This is a genomic window from Oligoflexus tunisiensis, assembly GCF_001748245.1.
Lineage (GTDB): Bacteria > Bdellovibrionota_B > Oligoflexia > Oligoflexales > Oligoflexaceae > Oligoflexus > Oligoflexus tunisiensis.
The window spans coordinates 2,033,294-2,055,125 of sequence record NZ_BDFO01000001.1 but is presented as its reverse complement, the minus strand read 5'-3'; the positions used below and the strand labels follow the sequence as shown (position 1 = coordinate 2,055,125).

Genomic DNA, 21,832 nt, shown 5'->3' with positions numbered 1-21,832 from the left:
GGCTAATACAAAGGATCTTTCTGCTATAATCTTATCAAAGTAGCATACAAGCCCCTTGAAAATCGCAGGGGGCCTGTAAACTTTGACTGTTACTGCCTACAAATCCAAAATCCATTCGAATCCATATAAGTTCCGATTAGGTAGCCGAACGGGCAAGAGTTCCATGAAAATCCACCCCAATATGTAGCGGAATAGCTCTGAACCTTATATGCAGGACCACTGTTATTTGTGACGTCGCCCACAAAAAAGGCGCTATTTACAAAGTCAGGCCGTGCACACAACCAAAACCCGTTTGAATGGAAATTCGTACCAACCAGCTGATAGCCAGCTGGGCAATAATTCCAGCCGGCAGTGCCTGCAAATCCCACAGAGCCATTTGAAACCGAATATAAATATCCTGTGTTAAATCGAACGTCGCCTATGTAAGCGTCAGGGCCAGTGTAGACAATATCTCCTTTACATATCCAAAAGCCATTTGAGTGATAATCGTTCCCTACAAGGGCGCCTGTCGGGCAACTATTCCAACCCAAAGAACCCATGCCGGTTGCACTGCCATTGTATAGCTGAAAAGCAAACCCAGTATTGTTAACAACGTCCCCAACTATGAATCTTCGATTACTCAAGTCATTTCTGACACACAACCAAAAGCCATCAACGGACATGCTATTGCCGATGTAAGAATAACCTGAAGGGCAAGAGTTCCAGCTTGAAGTATCAAGCAAAAGGCCCTTACTACCGCTGACGACGTAACGGTAGCCAATGTTATTTCGTACATCACCAATTATTGCTTCTGGTGAGGATGGCAATGGTTCACTCAAGCAGACCCAAAACCCATCAGGATCCATTTTTCTAAACGAAAAGGTCCCGACTTGACAATGGTTCCAGCTAGTTGATCCGTAAGCTACCTTGTATTGCTTATTGATAATGTATTCACTAGCAACATTCTGCTCGACATCACCGATTACGATATTTCGATTACTGTACAGGTTATTCAAGCATGTCCAAAATCCAGAAGGTGTAGACTCCTCTCCAGCCAAAGTTGAATTATTTGGGCAAGAACGCCAACCAGCACCTCCCAATGGAACATATTCAGAGTTGAAACTGCCATAGAGCTCACCAAAGTTATCCGTCACATCGCCAACGAAAACTGGCGAATTAGCGAGAGCACTACTAATTATAGTGCTCAGCAGAGTTTCGGATCTGGTGCCAATGTTAAAATTAAACCACAAAAACTCCGCAGGACTTGGAGAGTTTCCGTTCAAAGAAGCAAAGAAGTTTTTTGTTCTTTGGAAAATGGCAAGGATCCCTTCCTGGCTTATGCCGGCTGCCAGTCTGGAATTAATAAAATCCTTTTCTCCAATAGAAGGGCTTCTGCCAAACATTGCAAGGAAAGATTGACTAAGAACGGTAAGCTCCTGGGCATGTCTGTGTCCCGCCAACTCAGTTATTATGGTCGCAATATGGTGAGCAACATAATCGTCATCCAAGAGGTCTTGATGTGTGGTTCTTTGGAGCTTCCACCCTGGTTTCGCTTCAAGGGGATTTTCGACACGTCCTTGGCAGCCAAACTCAGCCCATGTGCAGTTCTCAGTCAAGTTGGTCCCATCGGCATTGCGACGGAAGTTGTTTTCTCTTTGATCGCAGGAGGAGTATGCATTGCAACTGATTGTTCCATCTTCGTCAAAGTCGTCTGGGAAAGGTGCATTCAACTGCCAAATATTGTGGAAATACTCGACATGATTACCTACGGTGTGCTTACTAAGAGACGCTCGCATTCCTGCTGATGAGACCGGATCTATGACAGCCAAGAGGCGAATATTAATTCGAGGATCATTATAGGTAGACACCAAGTCAAGGAGGGAATCCCCTCCCCAGCTGTGTCCTATTAGATAAACGTCCGTTCCATATGGCAGACTATTGAAAAATTGAATCCCTTGATTTACGAAAATGGAAGTGCCAGAAAGGGTGCCGATACCTGTCTCCAAACTTTCACTCTCAAAGCTATCCCAGGAAGTTCTGCGAAAAATCATGTTTAAGTTGCTCGCAGTTTCCGCCACTTCATTTCCAATCGTTGAGAAGTTCCATGCACAGCAGTCCTGCCATCCATTAACGAAAACAATTACTGGCCGGGGTCGGGCCTGCGCTAGAAGTCCGGTCGACCAGAGCACAGCAATAATGCTGAGAAGAAGCAGATAGACCGATTCAAAGCGCGTTCTCATTCTAAGCATCTCCTTACGTTTACACTTATTCCTTGAATGTTTTACGAGTATTTCAAAAAGAATTTCAGGAGCAAGAAACAACCACCCATACAATCAGCAGGCCAATCGATACTTGGGCTCACCATTGACGAAGTCTGATAGACTAGGCTAAGGTTGTAAATTTAGAATGGAGAATTTTCGGCATTTCTTGGCTTGACCTTCAATTGTTTCTTTTTTGGCTATCAATCCGCCTGCTTCTTGTCGCTATTTAAATTCGTTACATTGAGTAATAGATCACGAAAACGGCTTAAACAATCCAGATCAGAACAGGTGTCAATTTTTCTGACACCTCAAGCCTATCACAGACCCATTAACACACTAATTTAACTAACTTATTTTAAAGAACCCGGCTTGCATATTGAACCTGCCATTTGCTGGAAGGTATTCCTGAATTGCCTGATGGCACTATACTTTGGTGAGGTAGAATTACATGCTAAAAAATAAGCTTAGTAAGGAATGGGGTTCGTGCACACCCCAGGAATTGGAGTCCTTTGAGAGAAATATAGGCTTCCGTTTCCCTGATGATTATCGGGCCTTTATTCTGGAATCCAACGGTGGAACACTAGATTCCGCGATGGTCTTTAAGTGCGACAACAAAGGCAGGATGATTGAAGAGGGCATAGAAACCTTTTACGGGCTTGGAGCACCAAACTGGGCTGACATTCAACGAGCCTATCAAACCTACCATATTAATCAGAGAAGGATGCCGGATTATCTGATAGCTATTGGAAGCGATGCAGGGGGAAACCAGATTGCAATGCTTTTGAATAATCTGGCCTTTGGATATGTGGTCTATTGGGATCATGAAAATGAGGTGGACTTTGACGATCCTGAGGATGCGAAAAACCCGTTGAGAAATTGCTCACTTATAGCAAAGTCGTTCACTGATTTTGTAGCCATGCTCCAACCTCAGGTATTCGATTGATCTGAAAGCGCTAAAAATGAAGGGATCGTGGATACGCGGTCCCTTTTTTTAGAGCCAATGCGGGCGTCGTGTGGCTCCGTTCAGACTTCATAGTCTCAACTGATTGCAGAATGCATGGATAACCCTGTCCGTGTTCGGGGTATTTAAAAAGTCCTGAACGTTATGTGAAAGAGAGCTATCCACCCAAGTCGCGAACCCCAGACAGAGGCAGTCCCAGCCTCTGTCTTTTGATTGGTGGTACAGCTCACTATACAAATTCGAACACGCCGTTGCCCTCGAAGACAGACATCATTCTGTACTTTCTGGAAGTTTGTCAAGCGTGAGGCGTACTGTAATGCTGACTCCCAGCCGGACAAGTGGCATCAATTAAATTAGATGGAGTGGTTCACTTCATCTTAAAAGATCGTATATGCCGCCTAAACGATAAGGCTTTTAGGCGCTTTTGTACGCCAGGCAGACATCATCCGAAAAGCATCTAAATTTGCTCACATCAAATGCCTGAGGATGTCTGTGAGAACCATTCTTACGTCCGTCATTTTCCTGATCGCGTCTCTGTCTTTTGGTAATAATGCAGTCGCATGCGGATTAAGTCCGCAATTCGCACTAAATGGTTCGTCGCCTGCGAGTGGCGGCAGCGGCTACATGCCAGTGGGTTCGGATCAGGCTATGAGCTGCACTGCCATCCATTTAACGTGTGGATGGAAATTGAATTTCTCCAGCCCAGATGGCAATGGGACAGGCACATCCGACTGCGGCGTCTCGAACTCAATAGATGGGACAGAGGGTACTGGTTACTGTTCAGGCATCGGCCAGGTCCAGATAACGCGACCAGGAGTCACCCTCGCAGATTTGCAAAGTGCCGTGGAACAAACGATCAATGAACTCAATGCACGAAACTGGGATCATCCACCGGATGCCGGGACCTATTCGGGATCATTTGGTGGATATTTCGATTGCCGCGCCCTTTCCGAATTCGCAGTCCCAAGTGCGGCTCAACAGGATCCTGACACGTCCAAGGATGAGTGCGGGGGAATAGGAAGCACCCAGAAAGGATCCATCATCGGCTGCAGGGATCAAAGCCTTGCGCAAAAGGTTGAAATTTCTGGAACACCGTTTCACCTGAGCTATAACTCACTACGGATCAACAAGTTCAAGCGTCCAACAAAAAAGCTCTACTTCAAGGTCCCCCGGTTCCCAACCGGATTTGAGCAGGACAACCGCTGGAAGGTTGTAGGTGTATCAGGCATCCTCGAAATAGCTGGCCGGCAAATCACAGTGCAAGCTACGGATCCGGACGCCACGAGCTGGGATCTTGAATTTTCATGGGATCGCAAGGATGCTCTAGGGAATGATGTCACCACTTATGCAGAAGGTGAGGTAACGATTAGTTACCAGTACGTTTCCGGCTGGGTTGCAGGCAGCCCTAATACCATCATACAGAAACATCCCGTGCGGCTGGCGCCTTTCGGCTATCCTTCAGACACTAAAATGGGCCATTGGACGATCAGCGAAGTCCATAGTTATGACGCCGAAACGGGCACCATATATCTTGGCAATGGGGCCGACATCACGGATGCTACAACATTTTTCCAAAAAAATCCGGACAGCCAGGGCTATTTCATTGTCCCTTCTCATGATGGCGGCAGCATCTATAGATTTGACTCAAATCGGAAACATGTTGCTACGATTGACGTGCTTACTGGTGTGATTCTCTATAGCTTTCAGTATACGGACGGACTCTTGAGCCGTATCGTCGATCGGAATAACCAAATCACGAGAATCCTGCGCTATCCGGATGGCAATGTCTCAGCAATCCGAAGTCCATATGGAATCACTACAGCGCTCGCCTATGACAGCAACGGGAACTTGGCAGAAATAAAAAATCCTTTGGGCTTCACAAACACCTTCACCTATTACGATGGCAATCGTGCCCATCTCATGGCATCGATGACGGACGCTCTTGGAAAGACGAAATCCTACATCTTTACCGAACATGGCAAACTCGCCGAGGCTATTGATGCCAAGGGATATAACAAGAGGATTCAGGCTTCAAAAAGCGAAACTTCCCAGTCATATTCTGAATATGCGACGTTTTCATCACCTATGGGTTTTGTGACCACTTATGAATCGACCTATGGCTGGGACAGAACGAAAAAGAACATAAATCTCCTGCCATCTGGCTACTCGGTGCAGGAATCCTTCAACGGCGACCGCTCGCAATTGCAAGTGCGGGATAATCACGGATATTCATCGACCACCCAGTACACGTCTCATCCTCTGTTTGGCAATCGCCAGGTCGAACAATCGAAGTACATTGAAGGACAGGGTGGCGGTATTGTGAATTTTGAGCGCCAGTATACTGTGACAGATCCAGCCAATCCCTATGACATTGCAACGATGATAGAAAACCAAACGTTTGACGGGATTGGCACATACAGCACAGCCTTTGACAAGGCCACTCGCACTTTCACGACGACAACACCCATGGGGCGCCAATACAAAGAAATTTTGAACGCCAAAGGCCGGCCGGTAAAAATGAAGTCACCGGGGATTCAGGCGGTAGCATTGCAGTATAATACAAAGGGTCAGCCTACTTCGGTCACCCAGGGGACCCGCTCCTACTCGATGACTTACAATTCCCAAGGTCTTCTGGCGACCATTACAAACCCGCTGAACGAGGTGACAAATTACTCCTATGATGCTGCCGGCCAGTTGACGACACTTACGCTGCCCAATAATCAGAGCTATCAGTTTGCCTACAATGGGAACGGGGATCGGAGCGGAATAACCACTGCCGCCTCCGGCACCTATTCCTATGGCTTTGATGACAACAGAAACCTTGTTTTAAATACCGAACCCATGATCCGTTCTCGTACTTTTGCCTGGGCATGGACATACAATCTTGATGATCAGCCCACACAGATGACTAGACCGAATAACACTACGGTTGATCTTACCTACGATGACAAAGGCAACCTTCAGACTTTGACAGGTCCCGGCGTTAGTCGCAGCTATACCTGGAGCAATGGGGCACTGCAATCGATCTCAACCAGCACGAACGTTCAGGTTTCCTTCGACCAGGGACGCCTTCCGAACTCTACAACTTGGTTCGGGCCAGTTAATGGCAATCTGTCATACGAGTGGAACACCTTCGATCGTCTCTCGAAACTGCGGGTAAACGGAAGCGACGAATCCACCATATCTTATATGTACGACGCAGATGGCGATCTCACGCAAGCTAATAATCTCGCTTACACCAGAAATCCAAACACGGGACGTCTGAGTCGGTCGGCACTCAATGGGATCGTAACCACGCACATATATGATACGTATGGTGCTGAGGCGGAATCAGTCCTTAAAGTCAAGGGTAAAGAATTCCTCCGGTTTCAGTACAGTTATGACGAATTGGGTCGCATCGCAACACGAACACGCGTGGCCAATGCAACAAGCTCTGTGACGCAGTATGCCTATGACGCCATTGGTCAGCTCATAAGCGAAGTTAAAGATGGCATGAGTCAAACGTATTCCTATACGAGTACCGGCAACCGGCTCACAGGGGGCGGGCAGGAAGTATATGATACCCATGATCGGCTGGTTTCAGATGCAACCTGGACCTATACTTACAATTTGGGCGGACATCTCAAGCGAAAAGACAATAAGATCGACGGCAGCTGGGTTACATACCGATACGATGCACTTGGAAACCTGCTGGGGGTTAACTTCTCCAACGGCACAACGGTTAGATATCTCGTAGATGGTCTGAACCGAAGAATTCGCACAAGGACCAATGATCAGTTCACCGCTGCATTCATTTATCAGGATGGCTTGAGACCGGTTGCCCAATTGAATCCAAATGGTTCGGTCAAGGCAATTTTCGTATATGGTCAAAAGAGAAATGTTCCCGACCTTATGATAAAATCTGGCGTAAGCTACCGCATTATTTCAGATCACCTCGGGAGCCCCATATACGTGATCCGGGCTGGCAATGGTCAAATCATGCAGGAAATCGAATACGACACATGGGGGAACGTGCTGTCGGATTCTAATCCTGGGTTCCAGCCATTTGGGTTTGCCGGTGGTCTTTATGATTCGACAACACGTCTTCTCCGGTTCGGCGCGAGGGACTATGATCCTTCCATAGGACGATGGTTGAACAAGGATCCAATTCGATTTGACGGTGGTCTTAACTTATATCGCTACGTCGAGAACGATCCTGTGAATAATATTGACCCAACAGGCTTATATACTGAAGTTCAAATTTGGAGTCCGGGAAAAGATATTGCGTCAGCATTCGGCCATGTAACCGTAAACGTCAACGGTAAGGTCTATAGCTTCGTCCCTAGTAAAATGTATACATATCCTGCTGACTTGTTCATAAATGCAAGAGTTGGAAATGGCGGAAACGCAGTTGGCCTTATACTTGGCCTAACTCCTGCACAAGAGTCTCAATTAGTTGACGACCTTGGCTCTCAAAGTACATACAATATCTTTACTAACAATTGCTCGCAGTCTACTGAACGGAGCCTAAAGAAAGCAGGCGTGAATATTGGTGGTTCTTTGTTAAACATGTTTCCGGCAGGGCTGGGCGAAACTTTGTTGAATTCACCTTCTCTCATTGGAGTCAAATTTTACGGTATTGGTGGACATTAATGGTGAATAATACCAGGAAAATATACATAGGAATCGCGCTGGCTATTATAGTAGCAATTATCTTTTGGTATTCGAGCAAGCGTGAAACCAGGATTATTTTTATTAATGAAGTTAAGGTCATGTCAGAGCCTCAACCTGAATTTTGTTCAAACTGCCCTGGTAACATTGTTGTTGCAAAGATATCGGCCGGCGAATCAGCGATAATTTTGGATGAGGATCATAACAAAGACTGGCACGTTTTGAAGATCAGGACTAAAGACGGGTCAGAAGGATATATTTTCGGTGATATAGATTACAAGAGAGTGAATGAATGATTTGTTCTAGAAAAACACGTCACTTTTGCCATGAATTTACCATATGACATCAAAAGTGATAGCATCGGATATCTCAGATTGCTTCAGTTCATTTCTTGAGGTTTGTGGCTCCAGTTCCTCAAACCTCTTACTCAATGCCTTTATAAAATCGTTCGAAATACTCGTCAGTCGCCTCCTCCACTTGGCTATCAAAATGCCACGCTGGCTTTGTTTTCTTCTCACCTTTGAGAAGGTATAGAATTCTCAGATGCTTTCCGTTCATCACGCGCTGAAAGATTCCGACATGGGGATACGGCTTCCAAGAAGGATTCTGCGAGAAGTCAAACTTGAACACATCCTTCCGACCGCGCAGGGCATTGGGGAACATCCCACGCGGGATAAGAGCCCGGGCTGATGCTCTTGCCCCCCTGGGGATTGCAACATAGCCCTTGGGCTTCCACGTTTCACCGTCCTGCTGCTTGACCATGTATTCATCCACTGAATACACACGCGCATCAAGGTCATCGCCTGACGCCTGATCCACTCGTATGCCTTTTCTCGTCCACTGGTTCCGCATCGTGAACCGCTGAGAAAGGTCGGCTTTCACTGCGGATGCCGCCTTGTCAGCGGTCCGGTTCAGCGCCTTTTGCAGGCGCTTGACCTCCAAGGTCATCTCAGCCACCGACCAGTTGGCAGAACGATCGTCGTCAATCACATCAATGATCAGCATATGGTCTCAATTCAGCGGATCGTCCAGAAATCCCCGGAAAGCTTCGGCTCCTCGATATAGCGGTATGGGAGGTAACCATAGCCTTCTTCGCCCCAGTCCTCACCCCAGCTGTTTCTGATGATCAGTGCTTCCTTCGCGTCGTCATAGCCGCACACGAGAACAGCATGACCACCCTCACGCTTTTCGCCAGCCTTGGGCACCGGGATATGTCCGGTCTTCTTCACGTTCCGGTCATAAATTGAAGGGTAGACCGCAAAGCCGAGAATAATGGGGTGGCCTTCGGCTATGACTTCCCGGAAATGATCGAGATCCCGGCCGAGTCGCTCATACGATTTGATTCTTTCCTTCGCAGCAAGGCTGATAACCTCCTCCGGAGGACGGATCGTGAACTTTCGGATATCGTAGGGCCATTTATCCTCAGGCGGGTAGCCCCAGGTGGCAATGGCCTTGATCGTATTGCGAAGAGTTGCACCGGAATCTGAGTGCTTCGTTCCTTCAAGAGTCCGGGTTGCATAATAGACAAAAATCCTTGAGGGCACGACTACCGGCATGTCCCTGTCATAGACATCAAGGAACATGCAGGCGGCGCTGGCAGCATGGGCTGTGCATGATCCAAGATCGCCCTGGTCCCATGCCCTGAAGTAGCGCTTTCTATGGTCTACCACGCTTGGGAATTGCGCCGAAGTTTTCTTTGACTTGTATACGAAATCTCGTTCATCAAATTCATCGGGCAGCCAGCCCAGGTTTTTGCGTTTGCTCATGCTATTATCCTTCTTAGAGAGCCCGACATCAGGCTTTCGGAAGGATAGCTCCAAGTAGTGGATAGGAAAAGCAGGCGGATATTCGCAAAACAAGCGAACGTCCAATTAAGCCGAAAACACTTGCTTCAGCCAAACACGCTTTTAACCAAAGTCTCCATTGTCCGAGAATCAACCTTCTGATGAACGATTTCAAACACAAAACCTTGATTTTTCAAAGCCTCGATGCGTTCTATCGCGTCTTCATAGTTATCTTTTGTTGAATGATAGGAACTGGATGTATAATCAACGCTATGTTCCGAGTAGGGTTGAATGTACTTATAGTCTTCCCCAATGAGCTTGAATGCGTCAAACCCAAGAAGCCTCTCACGCCCATCTTTCAAATGCTTCAATACGGCAATTGCTTCATCTGGATCAAAAAGCACCATTTGACCTCGAAGGTAATATTTGGGGAACTTTATAGTGTTCATTAAAGAACTCCCATCGGATCGTCATCATTTTTTCGCATCATCGCAAATGGCTTCGATGAGTGCATCACAAATCCGCCAAGTCAGAAGGAACACTCACCCACTTTTCTATTAAGCAGCGCTAGATTCTCGAATAGCAAATTGCTCTTGTATAAATAATAAATCTCAAAGAATTCCTGCCTTTTTTCATGCGCCGCAAGGGCCACAAGGATGCACTCAAGAGCAAAGACTCGTGGCAGCCGCCTTCCGGACTCTATATCGGCTATGTAGCCAGGCGAATATCCAGACTTTCGAGCAAGTTTACGCAGCGAATATCCACGATCCTCGCGAACCGATTTAAGCAAGGTACCTGGGTGCATACAAGCCTCAAAAGAGAGGTTTAACTTTGGATAGGATCAGCATCAAAAGCCCTATTGCAGCCACTACGGCAAGGGCTGTGGACAACAGAGGGCGAGGCGGAACCAGAGCCCGTCCTCGATCCTTGAAAATCAAAGGCTGGCTCTCGGAACTCAAAAGGACATTGGCAAAAAGTTTCGTCTTTAAATCACGGTTCATATCTTCCCTCAGGCTGAAATGGCGATTTCTATTATACGTTTCTGCCAGCCAAGGCCAAAAACGTTGAAGTTCTCAAGTCCCTGATAGAATCGGAGCCTCTCAGTCAGGAAAGCCACGAGAACACGACGAGGAGCATAGGACTTTGCAACCGCCACCGTCTTCCCGCCAATGATCCCGTCCACAACCAGACCCGCCCCAAGTCTGTTCAGAGCCATCTGCAAAAGTTCCCCTGCCTTCCTTGGACCATGGTTTACGGCGGCATCAAAGAGCGGCAGCGCCAGCCGCGGAGAGAACCGGCTGAGCTTCAGCGGGATCCAGTATTTGGACCGGTAGATCCCGATGGCCTGCTCCTCGGTGAGATTTCGGATTCCAACGGGCCCCAGCTCCGGATGAGCACCCAGGGAGATTCCATACTTGGTCAAGCCGCCCGGATCATTGGGGTGGGAGACGATCTGCCCCCCACCCTCCATCTCCAGAACGAAGCGGACCGCGTTCTGGAAATCCATCAGGCGGCCCGCCCGATGTTCAAGAGAACTGACTTCGTCGCGCGAAGTGCAAATTCTGCGAGGTCAATCATCTCAATTCCGGACAGGTCCTCCACTTCGCCTGGGATCGCGGTGAAGCCAGCCAGGGCCCTGGCAAGCTTCTCCTGGAATTCCGGCGACATCACCACTTTGACGGCATCCGTCCACTGAAGCCCATCGCCCTTGATTTCGGCCGCCAGCAGCTCGACCAGGGTGAGCACGAGCTGAAGAACCTCGATCGTTTCCTGTGTTCCTTTTTTCTCAGACATAATTGTTTCCCATCTTTCGAGAGACTGACCAGATTCAGCCTGCCAAACCACTGGCAAGCCTTGCCTGGATATTTTCCACGGTCATTGTTTGCTCTGCATCTCGGCCAGGACGATCCCGGATCTCCCGGTTCATCGTGCGGATGTCGGCCTTGATCTTTTTGATAAGGCTGCCAAATGCGTTGCTGAATGCCTTGCGGTTGTCCTCGGCCTCCTCGAGCTGGACAAGCGCACGGGACATACGCGTCTGAAGGTCATCAATGCTCATTTCATAAAGTTCATCCGACGTAACGTTTGTGTATTCATGGGACTCGCGCTCGATCTGTTCAAATGCTGTCATTGGTTTCCACCTTTCCCGGTCATTTGGTTTTCAAGTTTTGTGATTCTTGCCTGAAGGGTTTTGATTTCGCCCTGGTAGGTCAGCTCAAAGACAACCTCAAGCTTCTGGAGACGAGCTGATAGGTTTTCAAGCTGCCCCTTGAATGCGTCGAAGCTGTCTCTGAGCGATTTCATTGAGTTCAGTAGAAAGAGCGTCAGCGGCACACCTCCTGATGCTCCTATTGCCAGTGATTGCAATGCGTCTGCGTTAAATTCCATCCCATCCTTTCATGCATTGAAGTTTGTCCCGCAGGGCTATTGATTCAATTCAGGTACGAGATACTCTCTCCATCCTTTAGTCCGAGCACCCTCCCGGCTTCCGGGATCAGCCTGTGATAGGCTTCATCACTTGCAGCTGAAAGCTGCTTCAGAGCTTCCCTGACCTCAGGATTGTTGATCCCCAGCCGCTCAGATCTTTGCTCCATTGAGCCGGCGATTCCCCGAATTGAGGAGATCCCCTTCTGGAGACCAAAGACGTCCTGCTCGCGCTCGTTCATCTCTGCCCTCTCCAGCTTTTTCACCCTGGCTATATACTGAGGGCCTTCGAAGATGTTCACGCCAGCAAATTCGAATTCCACAACGCTGTGCCGGCACTTGCGTCTGCCCTTGCCTTTGTTTTCGATGAAGTCGATTGAGGCCTGGAGTTTCGCCTGAGCTTTGATCAGCTCCTCGTCTTTTGACCTTAGTTCCTGGATCAGGGCTGTGTTCACACCGGCAAGGCTCTCATTTTCCTTTAGGGCCAAACTCAATTCCGCGATGGTGATTTCGTGTTTGGCTTGCAGTTCAATATATTTTGGCTTCAGGACCGCAAGCTCCCGGGCATCATTCCAAAGCTGCCGGTATACTTCCCAGGCTTCGTCGGTGTCGATGACCTTTACAAGAACTTCGATTCCTTCCCTTGAGACGAAAAGGCCTCCGTGAGACTTGATAGGGATGACATTTGAATCCTTGAGGCTATGCTTTATGTGCGCAGACAGTGTGCGCGCACATACGGCATGCTTCTTAATATGGCTCCGGACAGTACTTTCAGCAACATTCAATAATTCGGCGATCTGGGTCGTGATCAAACCCTCCTCTTCCCCTAGCCAGATGATCCGGGCAAGTCTGGTTTCGCCATTGACCAGGATCTTTCTTTCCTCGACCTTTGGAGGGGTCTCCAGAGCAAAGTCACTCATATTCAATCTCTCAAAGAAATATTGTTATCCGACCGCCTCAACACACGGCAGAACTTCAAGCTCAATCCATCCCGGCACTCCTGCTGGCGCATATTTTTTGATGCATTGCCCGTCCACGATCCGACTATCGTTCACCCAGAGGATGCCTTCGAGGGCATCGCCGATCAGCTTTTCAATATTGTCATAGTCGGGCTTGGTATCCGCCCAGACCTCATGCTTTTTCGTCTTGGGTCTTGTCCGCCATGCGGTGATAAGAAGCCGCAAGGGACAGTCCAGTGGCGCGTCCTGGTATTGGAGACGAACTGAGTCGGCAATCGCTTCCATTGCAGCCCGGGTTCCCGGATCCTTGTGGACTCCAAAGCGGGTCCGCCGAGCTTCTTTTTTCCCTTGCGGTTCAATCGGTATGATAAACTTCAATGGCACTCTATATCCTGTCTCTTGACTGAAGCAGCGCCCGACCAATCGCACGGGGCGGGCGATTTCAATACGGGATGTCTCCAAGATCGCCGTCGCCCATCTTATCCGGAACGTTGAGAGGTCGCCGTGCCCGGCTACGGGATTCTGCCGGCGGACTTTCTTCGCGCCCCTGCCGACCTCCTCCCAGAAATTTCACTGTCTCGGCGACAACATCTGTCGCATACCGCTTCTGTCCGTTCTCTTCCCAGGAGCGGGTTTCCAGCCGACCTTCCACATAAATGGAGGAGCCCTTTCCGCAATATTTAGCGGTATTTTCAGCAAGCTTTTTCCAAACAGTGACATTGTGCCATTCAACCTTCTCCTGCTTTTGTCCCTTTTGGTCAGTCCACTGCTCCTTGGTCGCAAGGCTCAGCCGACAGAAGGCAGTTCCGCTTTGCGTGTATTTCAGCTCAGGAGCTTTGCCGAGATTTCCGACCAGTATGACTTTATTGACACTGCTCATGCGTTTCGTGCCGCCTTCCCGCTGAAATACCCAATCACAAATCCACTCGCAAAAACGGCGAATGGGATAAGGAATAGAAAAATGAGCGTCGCAATCATCCAGCCTCTCCTCCGAAATCGACGTTTAATGCGTTTTGAGCAGCGGCAGCGGCCTCATCAACCCTGGCTCGCAACTCACCGCGCGGACAACCATCGAGCGTCTTCATAATAGCCGGCCAAAGTCCTTCGTCGATCTCGAGCTGCTGGAGGCGCTTTTCGATCCAGGCCTTGATACGTGGATCTGCCACCGATACCGGTGAATCGTTCGATACAGATTGCCGCTCGGCTTCCGGCTTCAGCTCCTCGGCCCGCGACCAAGCGAGCAACTCCCGTCCAATTGCCTCGGAAGGGACGAACTCGGGGCGGCCGTGGAAGATGCCGGCGCGATCCTTTTCAATGGTCGCCATGTGGTTTCGATTGAGTCCGATGTTCACGTCCAGCTCATATTCAAAGCCCTCGCGCATCTCGGACTTCATGCCGACCTTCTCTACGGTTTTTCGCCCTCCGGATTCATTCAAGGCGTATTCGACCTTGCGCCTTGTGCAGACGATAGTGTGCATCGGGCATTGGAGAATGGCCCGGATGAACTTGTTGTGGTGCGGCGTGATCTGCTTCCAATCGTGGATCGACTTATTGATTCGCTCTTTTTGCTCAAGACACCACTGCCACTCGTGGCTCGCTGAATCGAGGATTACAACCTCCATCCCGGCATCAGCGGCCAACTTCATGGCCTCAATCCAGCGCGCAGGGGAGAAGTGGTACTCGTCATCACTTTCGAAAAGGTTGATCACCTGAAATGGGCCCAGAGCCTTGTGACCAGCATATTTGTCACCCGACCCTTCGGTATCAATCAGACAGACCTTTTCCCAGGAGCTGGCGAGGCCTCGGGCGATTCGGAGGCTTGAAAAAGTCTTTCCATGGCCACTGGGGGCAGTAATACCGATTTTTACGTGGACTTTTTTTCGTTCCGCTTTGCGAAGTTTCATCGATTATTCCCACCATTCGCCGGCTGATTCATTTGAAATTTCATCCTGAGCATCTGAGCTGTTTTCTTCCTCTGCGTGCCGCCGCGCATAACGCTGGACATCGAGAGCTCGAATCTCCTCGGGCAGTCCTGGCCATGTGCCATTCTCCTGGCAGCGTTTGAGGGTGGAGAGGCTTCGGCGGATGAACTCGCGTCCAAGCTCGATGTCATCCTCCGTCGCCTCATAGGCGGCTGTGAGGTAGGGTGATTGAGGCTCAATGGCGAGGAAAATATAGCGCTCAGGCTTGATCCCGGTTACGGCGTGAACTCCGTCAATAGTCATCGCGGCCGAGACGTAATAGTGATAGCGCCTCGCTGATCTCCGAAACTCGTCTTCGGTAGCGTCCGCAGCAGTTTTGAAATCGATTATGGTAAGTTGATTGGAGGAAATCCAGTCAGGTCGGCATTTGCAAAGAATCCCTGTGGCCTGATCAATCCAATAGTAGGATACCTCAAAGCGACCCGGCTCCGAGAGAAGGTCACGCGCAGGCCCATACTCAAGGAGTGCCTGCCGCATGGACTGAATCTCTGCTGCTTCTTCCAGGGCCATGCAGATTTTTCCGGGATGAGCTTTGACAAATTCCTTCCACTCTTTCTGCCGCTTGTCCTTCACCGCTGGACCAACACGGCACTCGTCATCAAACGCACCTTCCATGGCAATATGAAAGATGCTGCCAGTCTGAAGGGATTTTGTTGGTTTGGACACGCGGGGATTATCGATAAAATCCCGAAAAGTCCGGGCCGAACGGCTCAGCCTGCAGGCTCCGGTCTTCGATAGACCATCCGACAGATGATATTTTTTGATGGGAAGGTTCGGATAGACCCCGGGCTCGGCTTGAAATTCTTGGTCGGATCGCAATGGTCATCCTCATACCCGAGGCGAGCAATGCGCTGATGATAGGATTCAGAAGCATTTGTCCTCGGATGAAAAAGCGATCCCGGGGACGGACCCCGGGATGCGAACTACTGAAAGGCATCCCTTGATGGGAACTTTGATTGCATTGATTAAAGTCATATCGCTTTCCTTTCAGTAGTTGAGGGCCTTCCCCAAACGGATCGGCAAAGGGGAGGCCCGGGTAGCGGCGGCTCAGGTCGGCTTGCGTCGCTACAGAGTGAATATACAGTCGACAATGAGTCAGGTTCAAAGTGATCTTAGGGGTATAGTTACTTTTCATTCATAGATTGAACGATATTTTCTCACCTCCTGAAGTTTCGATTGAAAAATCTATTTACCACAAAAACGTGCGAGACACATTTTGATAAGATGATAAGATGATAAGATGTAAAACATAACCTGAAACGGAGGCCGCATGTCAGTTGATAAGATAGTTATCTCCGATCCACTCCATGAACAATTTCGAATATGGTTATCTGAACAAATGAGTGCAAAAGGACTTACAGCCGAGCCGGCCTACATTTTCAAAGGTTTCGAGACAATTTTCCTGCCTTATAGGGCTGATGAACTGGAAATCTGCTTTACTCATAATCAAAAGATGGAATCAAATAATGTTCGATTTTCAGATGGCAAGATAACTTTTTTCCTAACCGACTATCTCGCATTTCATTCGAATGATCCCTCGATTGATCCGTCTCACATATTAAGGTCCCAGAAATTGGAGGATGGCGTCACTACAGCACTTGGCCTTTTCGACGAAAACATTTTGCACGCAATCGGAACAAGACAGCTTCCTAACATTCCCTCATGCATCGATCTAAAAAAAATCGCCGAATTGAAGCTGCAACCGTTCCTGCAAAACCTTGGATTTTCCGGCTCAGAGGTTTCGGCTTATGATGTCGCCAAAAAATATGTTTTTAAAAAAGGGGATATCGAACTCATCCTAACTACAGCCGGACGTCTCGACGATGGTTACGTTGGCATAAAAACACCCAGCGGGTTTTACAATTATGATGATCTGGTCAAAAAGATTTCTTCCGAATCCGAGACAGCTGGTCACTTGGTATCTCGCTGGGCAGAGGGTGGTCTTTACCTGGGCGACTACTACAGGGTATCAAATCTGATCAAGCGAACTCTGCCGGAAATATTGGAAAAGGTACTGCCATCATTCTCCAAAACCTAAATGGCATTTCCTGATAGAATTCTGTCAAAAAATTTTTGATGCGCTCTATTGGAGCGGGACACGATCTCGACTATGGCTTCGACCGGAAGTACTGATCCTAAGCGGGCAGCAACATCCAATGATGGTGTGTGTCCGCGAAGGATTGCAGAGATCTCTGCCGGAGAAACTTCCGTCAGCTTGGCAAGGCGCGCTGACGTTCTGGACGGATGCGCATCAAGCCAGTTCTTAATCAGATCAGCAAACGACATGGGTTATCCTCATATGAGAGAAGGCCTATGCAGTAAATGCCTTGACCAGTTGGTCTTCATAAATGCCGAACCTCAGGAAGGATCGCCTGATGCGCGCCATCGAGTAGCCGGTGGCGACCCGATCTTCATCGTGGAGGACCCAGCAGCGTTGGGACGTCACATGACAGACGACTCCCCTGCGACCATTGATCTCGACCAAATCGCCCTTTGAGATGTGATGTTTCTGATCATTCATACTTATATCCTATGATCTTCGTCATGCAGCGTGGCTGGCTGTCCGCCTCAAAACTTTGCGCTTGAACATCAGCTCATGGTTGAGCACGAGAGCCTCGCAGCCCCTCTCGGTCTCTTCAAAGGATTGAGGACCAAGCCATTCCAGCTCCTGAATTCTTTTCCATATCCCTGGGCTTTCCTTTTCCATAATCGGCCACTCCTCGGACGCGATCCGGTATTCCTTGATCAGAGCGGTTATTCTTGAGCAGGCCTCGTCGATCACATCATCAGCTGATCGGGTAATTATGATTTTCGCCTGCTTCGCTTCAGTCATGATTTGATTCACTCAAGGACTTACTGATCAGTGGATTCGAGGAATATAGGCAATCCGAAAATACTCCTCATCAAAGAAATAATCAACATCATGGCAATTAGCTTTCTATGAGAATTATCAGGGATATTTACGCTCTTTTATTAAAACAACAATTGCCAGGATATCCCTGAATGAGGGAGGTTTGGTGCATGCATCTCAGTTCTGATGAGCGATTCACCCGATTTCGGAGAACCTCTTCTTTGAAATTGGTAAAAAATTCCTGTGCTTAGTGATCAGCTTCGCAGGCTGTGGCTGAAGGTTTATGATTTTCCCGGTCCAGCGGGTGACTTTCCGAATTTTGAACGCAAAAATCCAGGGCCCTTGTATTGGACCCTGGAAGAAGGAGAGGATCAAATCGCTGGCTAAGGTGGAGTCGCCACCGCCTTCGGTGATTGTTTTATGAATTCCTGCCCATGACTGCGGCGGGCGTTTACGACCTCGAGCATTTTATCGAGTGAAGCCTTGTCAATAAACCTGATCATCCGGCCGTTGGATTTTCTCTTGCCCAGTTCGAGCCCGAGCAATGACAGAATTTTTTGAACAAACTGCGTGGCTCCACGCGGCGGGCGTGCAGGATCAATAACGCCTTTGAAGAGGTGGTTCAGATGATCAGCATTCTCGATGGACCACTGAAGCACTTTACGTGAGTCAGCCTGCGTAAATTCGCCATCAAACGAGGGGGTGATACCCAGGTCACGGAACATCCGGCCGAGGACGGCCTTTTTTTCTGCCGCCCGGTAGCGCTCTGTCGGGTCCTCGCCCTCCTGGCTCCACTCAAAACGCTCGACATCGCGATCCGATGAGGTGACAACCTCCATGAGCTTCACTTTCCCGAGTCCACCGTTGTCGAGGAATTCAATATTTTCCCGGGTCAGATCAACACAAAGCCGGTTTCTCACCTGAAAGGCGGTCATGGCTGCGGCTTGCTCGTCCGTCGGGAGCCACTCCCGTCTGAGCCCTTCGTATTCACTCTCGCTGATCCCGGGCTGCATAAGTATCCGGTCCATGCGCTCATCGTCGATCTTTTTTCCGAATTCAGTGAGGGCCGTCCTGATTTCCTTTGCCGGTTTCTCAGGATCCTTCTTCATCCTGACCTTGTGACATCCGAGCTTCAAAAGGTTCAGCGTCAAAAGCAGGAGGTTGTCCCGTGACTCGACCTCGTGCCGAGCGGTCGCCATTTTGAGGTCAGAATAAAGCGTGGCTCCTTCGATAAGTTTTCTCTCTGCCTCGGCCGCCAGCTGCCGCATGCGGACCGATGAGCCGCGCACCGAGATCAGCCAGCGCCGGGCTGTCCGGTCACGTGCCATCATCTGAAGAATGTCGGTCACCTTCACGGCACCGCAAAAAATTCCAAAGTGCCTTGTGAAGTGCGGCGCCGTAATCGATACCCCGGCCGTGATCACTGGCGTATAAATCAGAGCATCGTATTTCACGCATTCCCGGTTTGGATTTGAGAACGCCGTGGCCATGAGGCGCTTCTGATCAGGATTCGGATCCCGGTGCGCGTTCAATAGGCGAACCTGCGGGAGGCGCTGGCGGATAAGTCGCTCGATCTTCATGGCCATTTTTTTGTTATCGGTTGCAAGCAGGCACTTCTCCCCGGACTCAAGGCAACGAAGGAGTTCCTTGCAGACCTCTTCGGGCGACTCTGTAACATCGATGTCCCAATGCTTCTCGACTTCGGGCGGGTGCCTTACCTCAACGACTACAACCTCCCTTCCATGATCCATGTTCCTTAGCGCATTGACTGTGTACTCGCTTGCATAAGCATCCGCGACCAGCACGGCCTTGGCTGTGCTCACGGCCTTGATCATGGCACGAGTATTGCCCTTGCGCCGCTCGATTTCGCCGAGCTGGACCATCTGGGAGATCGTCTGGGCTGCTTCATCAAGGCAAAGAAGGTCGAGCCTTTCAAAAAAGTTCACACCGTTCGAGTTGAACCGTGGAGCATCCAGGGAATTGACGCAGGTGATGAGCTGATTCTGCCAAACCACGTCCCGCTTCCCCACTTCACTGTATTTCACCTTCGAGAGACGGGTCGATGCATCATCCACAACGGATACCCGCGGCAGCACGAGTGCCGCCCGCTGAACTCGTGCCATGGCCTCCTTAATCACAATCTCGGTTTTCCCGGTTCCCATTGGTGATACCAGGACCACCATGGCTCCTTTCGCCAAATGCTCCAGAACTGCCTCTGTCGCTTCTTGAGGGATGATATAATGCCCTGCCGGATGCCGGACCGTTTTAAAGCTCAGGCGCCTGTCTGCGGTCCGGATACTCATGAGATCCCTTGCCGCCTTCTCGCCGGCCCAGATCACGCCCGCTATTTTCCTGGCAACCATGCCAGGACTAGCGCGGCCTTCGGTGGCTTCGCTGACCGCCTTCACAAGCTCATCCTTCGAAAACTTCCAGCCCGCTTTCGCAGCGTTGGCGAGCTTTCCAACAAGGGCGTCATGGTCCTGGGTTCTGGCATATCGAAGGAGCTGCAATAGAAAGGCGGATCGATTCCCTGCCGGTTTCAGCCGGCATTTGGGAGACTTGAGAACTTCCGCCAGCCGCTCGAGACCTTCGTTGAGGTGGATGTCATTCGCATCGGTTGGGTGGCCTCCATTGGCCGGCGGCACGATAATGGACGTCCGGCTTCTGCGGGCAGCCTCGAGCGCCTTGAAAACGCCCGGGTTCCCCTTGTGCTCCTCGCCAGTCGGGCGGACGTCGTTATCCGCCACGATCACGATGCGCTTTCCTTCAAACCTTTCCCGGATATGACAGGCGACCGGCTCCAGGTTCCCGGCGCTGATGGCAAAGACCACTGCCGATCCCGTAGCCAGGTGAACGCTGGCGGCGGTTGCAAAGCCTTCAGCTATATGGATGACGGCCGAGGCCTCGGGATCGCCAATGATGGCGTGAGCGCCTTTGTACTGTCCATCCCAGGCGCTGGTCGAAAGCTTTTTGGACCCGTTTGCCCAGATCCGCTGGATGCCGACATATTCCCCGTTTGGACTTTGCAGCGCGAAAGCCAGCCACGGCTCGACCGATCCACGACCAAATACCTTATAGTCACTGAGCACGCGAATATCAAAGGAGGTGACAAGATCCGCAATGCCTTTGCGTTTCAGATAGGGATGTGCGGCATCAGCACGCGGCGCTGCGGCGAAGGCCGTTTTAAAGGCGTTGAAAAGCTCGATCCGGCGTTTCGCACCATCCTCCGGATTCTTCGTTTTCGAGGAAATCGCGGCAAGCCTTGGGCCTCTTCCGCGGCCATGCGAAACCCAGGTCCGGGAAACCCCGCCATGCTTTTGCGTGTGAAAGGTGATACGTATGAAGGTGCCGCCAGTGGCCGATGTTCCTTCATCGATCCACATGACACACTTGCCTTTGTATTTGCTGGCAATGACCGGCAGGCGTTTATGGATACCGGGCCGAAGGTCTATGACCTGGTGCCAGTCGATACCGCATTCGGCAGCGAGTGCTGCGAGCTCGGAAGAGTGTTCAGATAGAATATGGCTCACGGAGTCACCTCCAGACCATTGCAGCTGCGCGATGAAGTGCAGCTCAGGAGGAGTTTAGCATCCGTAAAAGTGCCAGAAGGGAGTATTGCCAAAGCCAGAGTCCCATATGAAAGGTGTTCTGTGAACTCAACGCTGCGAATCTCTGTTCCGTGAAAACATTTTCTTCGCGCGCCAATCCATTGAGACGACAGACGTTTGCCTGCCGCATCGGAAGAACGGCTTCTATTGCTCTTAGATTTTTCTTGCTTTGGAAGGCGGGGCAGGAGATACAAAACCTACTTGTATTTAGGTTTTTGCTTCTGCACTCGCAGAACACTTCAGCGGCTATTACCAGTAGCCGCTGAACCTCTCTGCTTTATCCTTCACTTTCAACGTCAATCCCTCTCTCTTTCAAAGTTATTCACGTCTCTTCAGCTTCAAAAAGCACCCTCCTGTAAATGAAGAAAACCTC

Annotated in this window: 21 protein-coding genes; 3 read left to right on the top strand and 18 right to left on the bottom strand. The window is 49.8% G+C overall.

Translation table 11 applies throughout. The features are described from left to right. Nucleotides 1–89: 89 nt before the first annotated feature. Nucleotides 90–2,219, bottom strand: coding sequence for a hypothetical protein (locus tag OLTU_RS08905; RefSeq protein WP_141732405.1), 2,130 nt, complete (start codon nucleotides 2,217–2,219; stop codon nucleotides 90–92). Nucleotides 2,220–2,688: 469 nt separating this feature from the next. Between OLTU_RS08905 and OLTU_RS08900 the strand changes: the two genes are divergently transcribed. After that, nucleotides 2,689–3,183 carry an SMI1/KNR4 family protein gene (locus OLTU_RS08900; protein WP_141732404.1) on the top strand — a complete coding sequence of 165 codons (495 nt, stop codon included), beginning with the start codon at nucleotides 2,689–2,691 and terminating at the stop codon, nucleotides 3,181–3,183. A 510-nt stretch (nucleotides 3,184–3,693) separates the two neighbouring features. Then, on the top strand, nucleotides 3,694–7,833 hold the full coding sequence (locus OLTU_RS08895; RefSeq protein WP_176736459.1) for an RHS repeat domain-containing protein: 4,140 nt from the start codon (nucleotides 3,694–3,696) through the stop codon (nucleotides 7,831–7,833). Between the two features lie 441 nt (nucleotides 7,834–8,274). Here the strand turns inward: OLTU_RS08895 and OLTU_RS08885 are convergent, their stop codons facing one another. The 13 genes from OLTU_RS08885 to OLTU_RS08825 form a co-directional block, all read right to left on the bottom strand. Continuing rightward, nucleotides 8,275–8,856 (bottom strand): hypothetical protein, encoded by a 582-nt coding sequence (locus OLTU_RS08885; RefSeq protein ID WP_141732401.1) that lies wholly within the window; start codon nucleotides 8,854–8,856, stop codon nucleotides 8,275–8,277. A gap of 11 nt (nucleotides 8,857–8,867) precedes the next feature. After that, on the bottom strand, nucleotides 8,868–9,722 hold the full coding sequence (locus tag OLTU_RS08880) for a C1 family peptidase (RefSeq protein ID WP_218109931.1): 855 nt from the start codon (nucleotides 9,720–9,722) through the stop codon (nucleotides 8,868–8,870). 20 nt (nucleotides 9,723–9,742) lie between these two features. After that, nucleotides 9,743–10,084 (bottom strand): hypothetical protein, encoded by a 342-nt coding sequence (locus OLTU_RS08875; protein WP_141732399.1) that lies wholly within the window; start codon nucleotides 10,082–10,084, stop codon nucleotides 9,743–9,745. An 80-nt stretch (nucleotides 10,085–10,164) separates the two neighbouring features. Next, entirely contained in the window at nucleotides 10,165–10,440 is a 276-nt protein-coding gene (locus tag OLTU_RS33150) for a helix-turn-helix domain-containing protein (RefSeq protein ID WP_141732398.1), read from the bottom strand. A 204-nt stretch (nucleotides 10,441–10,644) separates the two neighbouring features. Then, a complete protein-coding gene (locus tag OLTU_RS08865) occupies nucleotides 10,645–11,142 on the bottom strand; it encodes a glycoside hydrolase family 108 protein (protein ID WP_141732397.1) in 498 nt (165 codons plus the stop codon). Then, nucleotides 11,142–11,429, bottom strand: coding sequence for a hypothetical protein (locus tag OLTU_RS08860; protein ID WP_141732396.1), 288 nt, complete (start codon nucleotides 11,427–11,429; stop codon nucleotides 11,142–11,144). Before OLTU_RS08860 ends, OLTU_RS08865 begins: the two co-directional genes overlap by 1 nt. Before the next feature lie 34 nt (nucleotides 11,430–11,463). Beyond that, nucleotides 11,464–11,766, bottom strand: a complete 303-nt coding sequence (locus tag OLTU_RS08855; RefSeq protein ID WP_141732395.1) for a hypothetical protein — start codon at nucleotides 11,764–11,766, stop codon at nucleotides 11,464–11,466. Then, on the bottom strand, nucleotides 11,763–12,023 hold the full coding sequence (locus tag OLTU_RS08850) for a hypothetical protein (RefSeq protein WP_141732394.1): 261 nt from the start codon (nucleotides 12,021–12,023) through the stop codon (nucleotides 11,763–11,765). The genes OLTU_RS08855 and OLTU_RS08850 overlap by 4 nt, the downstream gene beginning before the upstream one ends. Nucleotides 12,024–12,067: 44 nt before the next feature. Then, nucleotides 12,068–12,979, bottom strand: coding sequence for a helix-turn-helix domain-containing protein (locus tag OLTU_RS08845; protein ID WP_141732393.1), 912 nt, complete (start codon nucleotides 12,977–12,979; stop codon nucleotides 12,068–12,070). A gap of 24 nt (nucleotides 12,980–13,003) precedes the next feature. After that, on the bottom strand, nucleotides 13,004–13,402 hold the full coding sequence (locus OLTU_RS08840; protein ID WP_176736458.1) for a RusA family crossover junction endodeoxyribonuclease: 399 nt from the start codon (nucleotides 13,400–13,402) through the stop codon (nucleotides 13,004–13,006). A gap of 58 nt (nucleotides 13,403–13,460) precedes the next feature. After that, nucleotides 13,461–13,898, bottom strand: a complete 438-nt coding sequence (locus OLTU_RS08835) for a single-stranded DNA-binding protein (protein WP_141732391.1) — start codon at nucleotides 13,896–13,898, stop codon at nucleotides 13,461–13,463. A 94-nt stretch (nucleotides 13,899–13,992) separates the two neighbouring features. Then, nucleotides 13,993–14,922, bottom strand: a complete 930-nt coding sequence (locus OLTU_RS08830; protein ID WP_141732390.1) for an AAA family ATPase — start codon at nucleotides 14,920–14,922, stop codon at nucleotides 13,993–13,995. 3 nt (nucleotides 14,923–14,925) lie between these two features. After that, entirely contained in the window at nucleotides 14,926–15,819 is an 894-nt protein-coding gene (locus OLTU_RS08825) for a PD-(D/E)XK nuclease-like domain-containing protein (RefSeq protein ID WP_141732389.1), read from the bottom strand. A 451-nt stretch (nucleotides 15,820–16,270) separates the two neighbouring features. Here OLTU_RS08825 and OLTU_RS08820 point away from each other — a divergent pair, with 451 nt between their 5' ends. Further along, nucleotides 16,271–17,038, top strand: coding sequence for a hypothetical protein (locus OLTU_RS08820; protein ID WP_141732388.1), 768 nt, complete (start codon nucleotides 16,271–16,273; stop codon nucleotides 17,036–17,038). Here OLTU_RS08820 and OLTU_RS08815 read toward each other — a convergent pair. The 4 genes from OLTU_RS08815 to OLTU_RS08800 all read right to left on the bottom strand — a co-directional run bounded on the left by OLTU_RS08815 (nucleotide 17,035) and on the right by OLTU_RS08800 (nucleotide 21,381). Then, a complete protein-coding gene (locus OLTU_RS08815; protein WP_141732387.1) occupies nucleotides 17,035–17,286 on the bottom strand; it encodes a helix-turn-helix domain-containing protein in 252 nt (83 codons plus the stop codon). The two genes, OLTU_RS08820 and OLTU_RS08815, sit on opposite strands and share 4 nt — an antisense overlap. Nucleotides 17,287–17,311: 25 nt before the next feature. Beyond that, entirely contained in the window at nucleotides 17,312–17,521 is a 210-nt protein-coding gene (locus OLTU_RS08810; RefSeq protein WP_141732386.1) for a hypothetical protein, read from the bottom strand. Nucleotides 17,522–17,542: 21 nt separating this feature from the next. Continuing rightward, nucleotides 17,543–17,833: a hypothetical protein gene (locus OLTU_RS08805; RefSeq protein WP_141732385.1), complete on the bottom strand. Its 291-nt coding sequence runs from the start codon at nucleotides 17,831–17,833 to the stop codon at nucleotides 17,543–17,545. A gap of 401 nt (nucleotides 17,834–18,234) precedes the next feature. Further along, nucleotides 18,235–21,381, bottom strand: a complete 3,147-nt coding sequence (locus OLTU_RS08800; RefSeq protein WP_141732384.1) for a toprim domain-containing protein — start codon at nucleotides 21,379–21,381, stop codon at nucleotides 18,235–18,237. Nucleotides 21,382–21,832 lie beyond the last annotated feature (451 nt).

Coding starts and splice junctions, on each gene's coding strand:
- OLTU_RS08875 (WP_141732399.1), bottom strand. CDS start 10,084: ATGAACACTATAAAGTTCCCCAAATATTACCTTCGAGGTCAAATGGTG.
- OLTU_RS33150 (WP_141732398.1), bottom strand. CDS start 10,440: ATGCACCCAGGTACCTTGCTTAAATCGGTTCGCGAGGATCGTGGATAT.
- OLTU_RS08900 (WP_141732404.1), top strand. CDS start 2,689: ATGCTAAAAAATAAGCTTAGTAAGGAATGGGGTTCGTGCACACCCCAG.
- OLTU_RS08855 (WP_141732395.1), bottom strand. CDS start 11,766: ATGACAGCATTTGAACAGATCGAGCGCGAGTCCCATGAATACACAAAC.
- OLTU_RS08810 (WP_141732386.1), bottom strand. CDS start 17,521: ATGAATGATCAGAAACATCACATCTCAAAGGGCGATTTGGTCGAGATC.
- OLTU_RS08850 (WP_141732394.1), bottom strand. CDS start 12,023: ATGGAATTTAACGCAGACGCATTGCAATCACTGGCAATAGGAGCATCA.
- OLTU_RS08905 (WP_141732405.1), bottom strand. CDS start 2,219: ATGAGAACGCGCTTTGAATCGGTCTATCTGCTTCTTCTCAGCATTATT.
- OLTU_RS08845 (WP_141732393.1), bottom strand. CDS start 12,979: ATGAGTGACTTTGCTCTGGAGACCCCTCCAAAGGTCGAGGAAAGAAAG.
- OLTU_RS08835 (WP_141732391.1), bottom strand. CDS start 13,898: ATGAGCAGTGTCAATAAAGTCATACTGGTCGGAAATCTCGGCAAAGCT.
- OLTU_RS08815 (WP_141732387.1), bottom strand. CDS start 17,286: ATGTCGTTTGCTGATCTGATTAAGAACTGGCTTGATGCGCATCCGTCC.
- OLTU_RS08830 (WP_141732390.1), bottom strand. CDS start 14,922: ATGAAACTTCGCAAAGCGGAACGAAAAAAAGTCCACGTAAAAATCGGT.
- OLTU_RS08885 (WP_141732401.1), bottom strand. CDS start 8,856: ATGCTGATCATTGATGTGATTGACGACGATCGTTCTGCCAACTGGTCG.
- OLTU_RS08865 (WP_141732397.1), bottom strand. CDS start 11,142: ATGGATTTCCAGAACGCGGTCCGCTTCGTTCTGGAGATGGAGGGTGGG.
- OLTU_RS08820 (WP_141732388.1), top strand. CDS start 16,271: ATGTCAGTTGATAAGATAGTTATCTCCGATCCACTCCATGAACAATTT.
- OLTU_RS08805 (WP_141732385.1), bottom strand. CDS start 17,833: ATGACTGAAGCGAAGCAGGCGAAAATCATAATTACCCGATCAGCTGAT.
- OLTU_RS08860 (WP_141732396.1), bottom strand. CDS start 11,429: ATGTCTGAGAAAAAAGGAACACAGGAAACGATCGAGGTTCTTCAGCTC.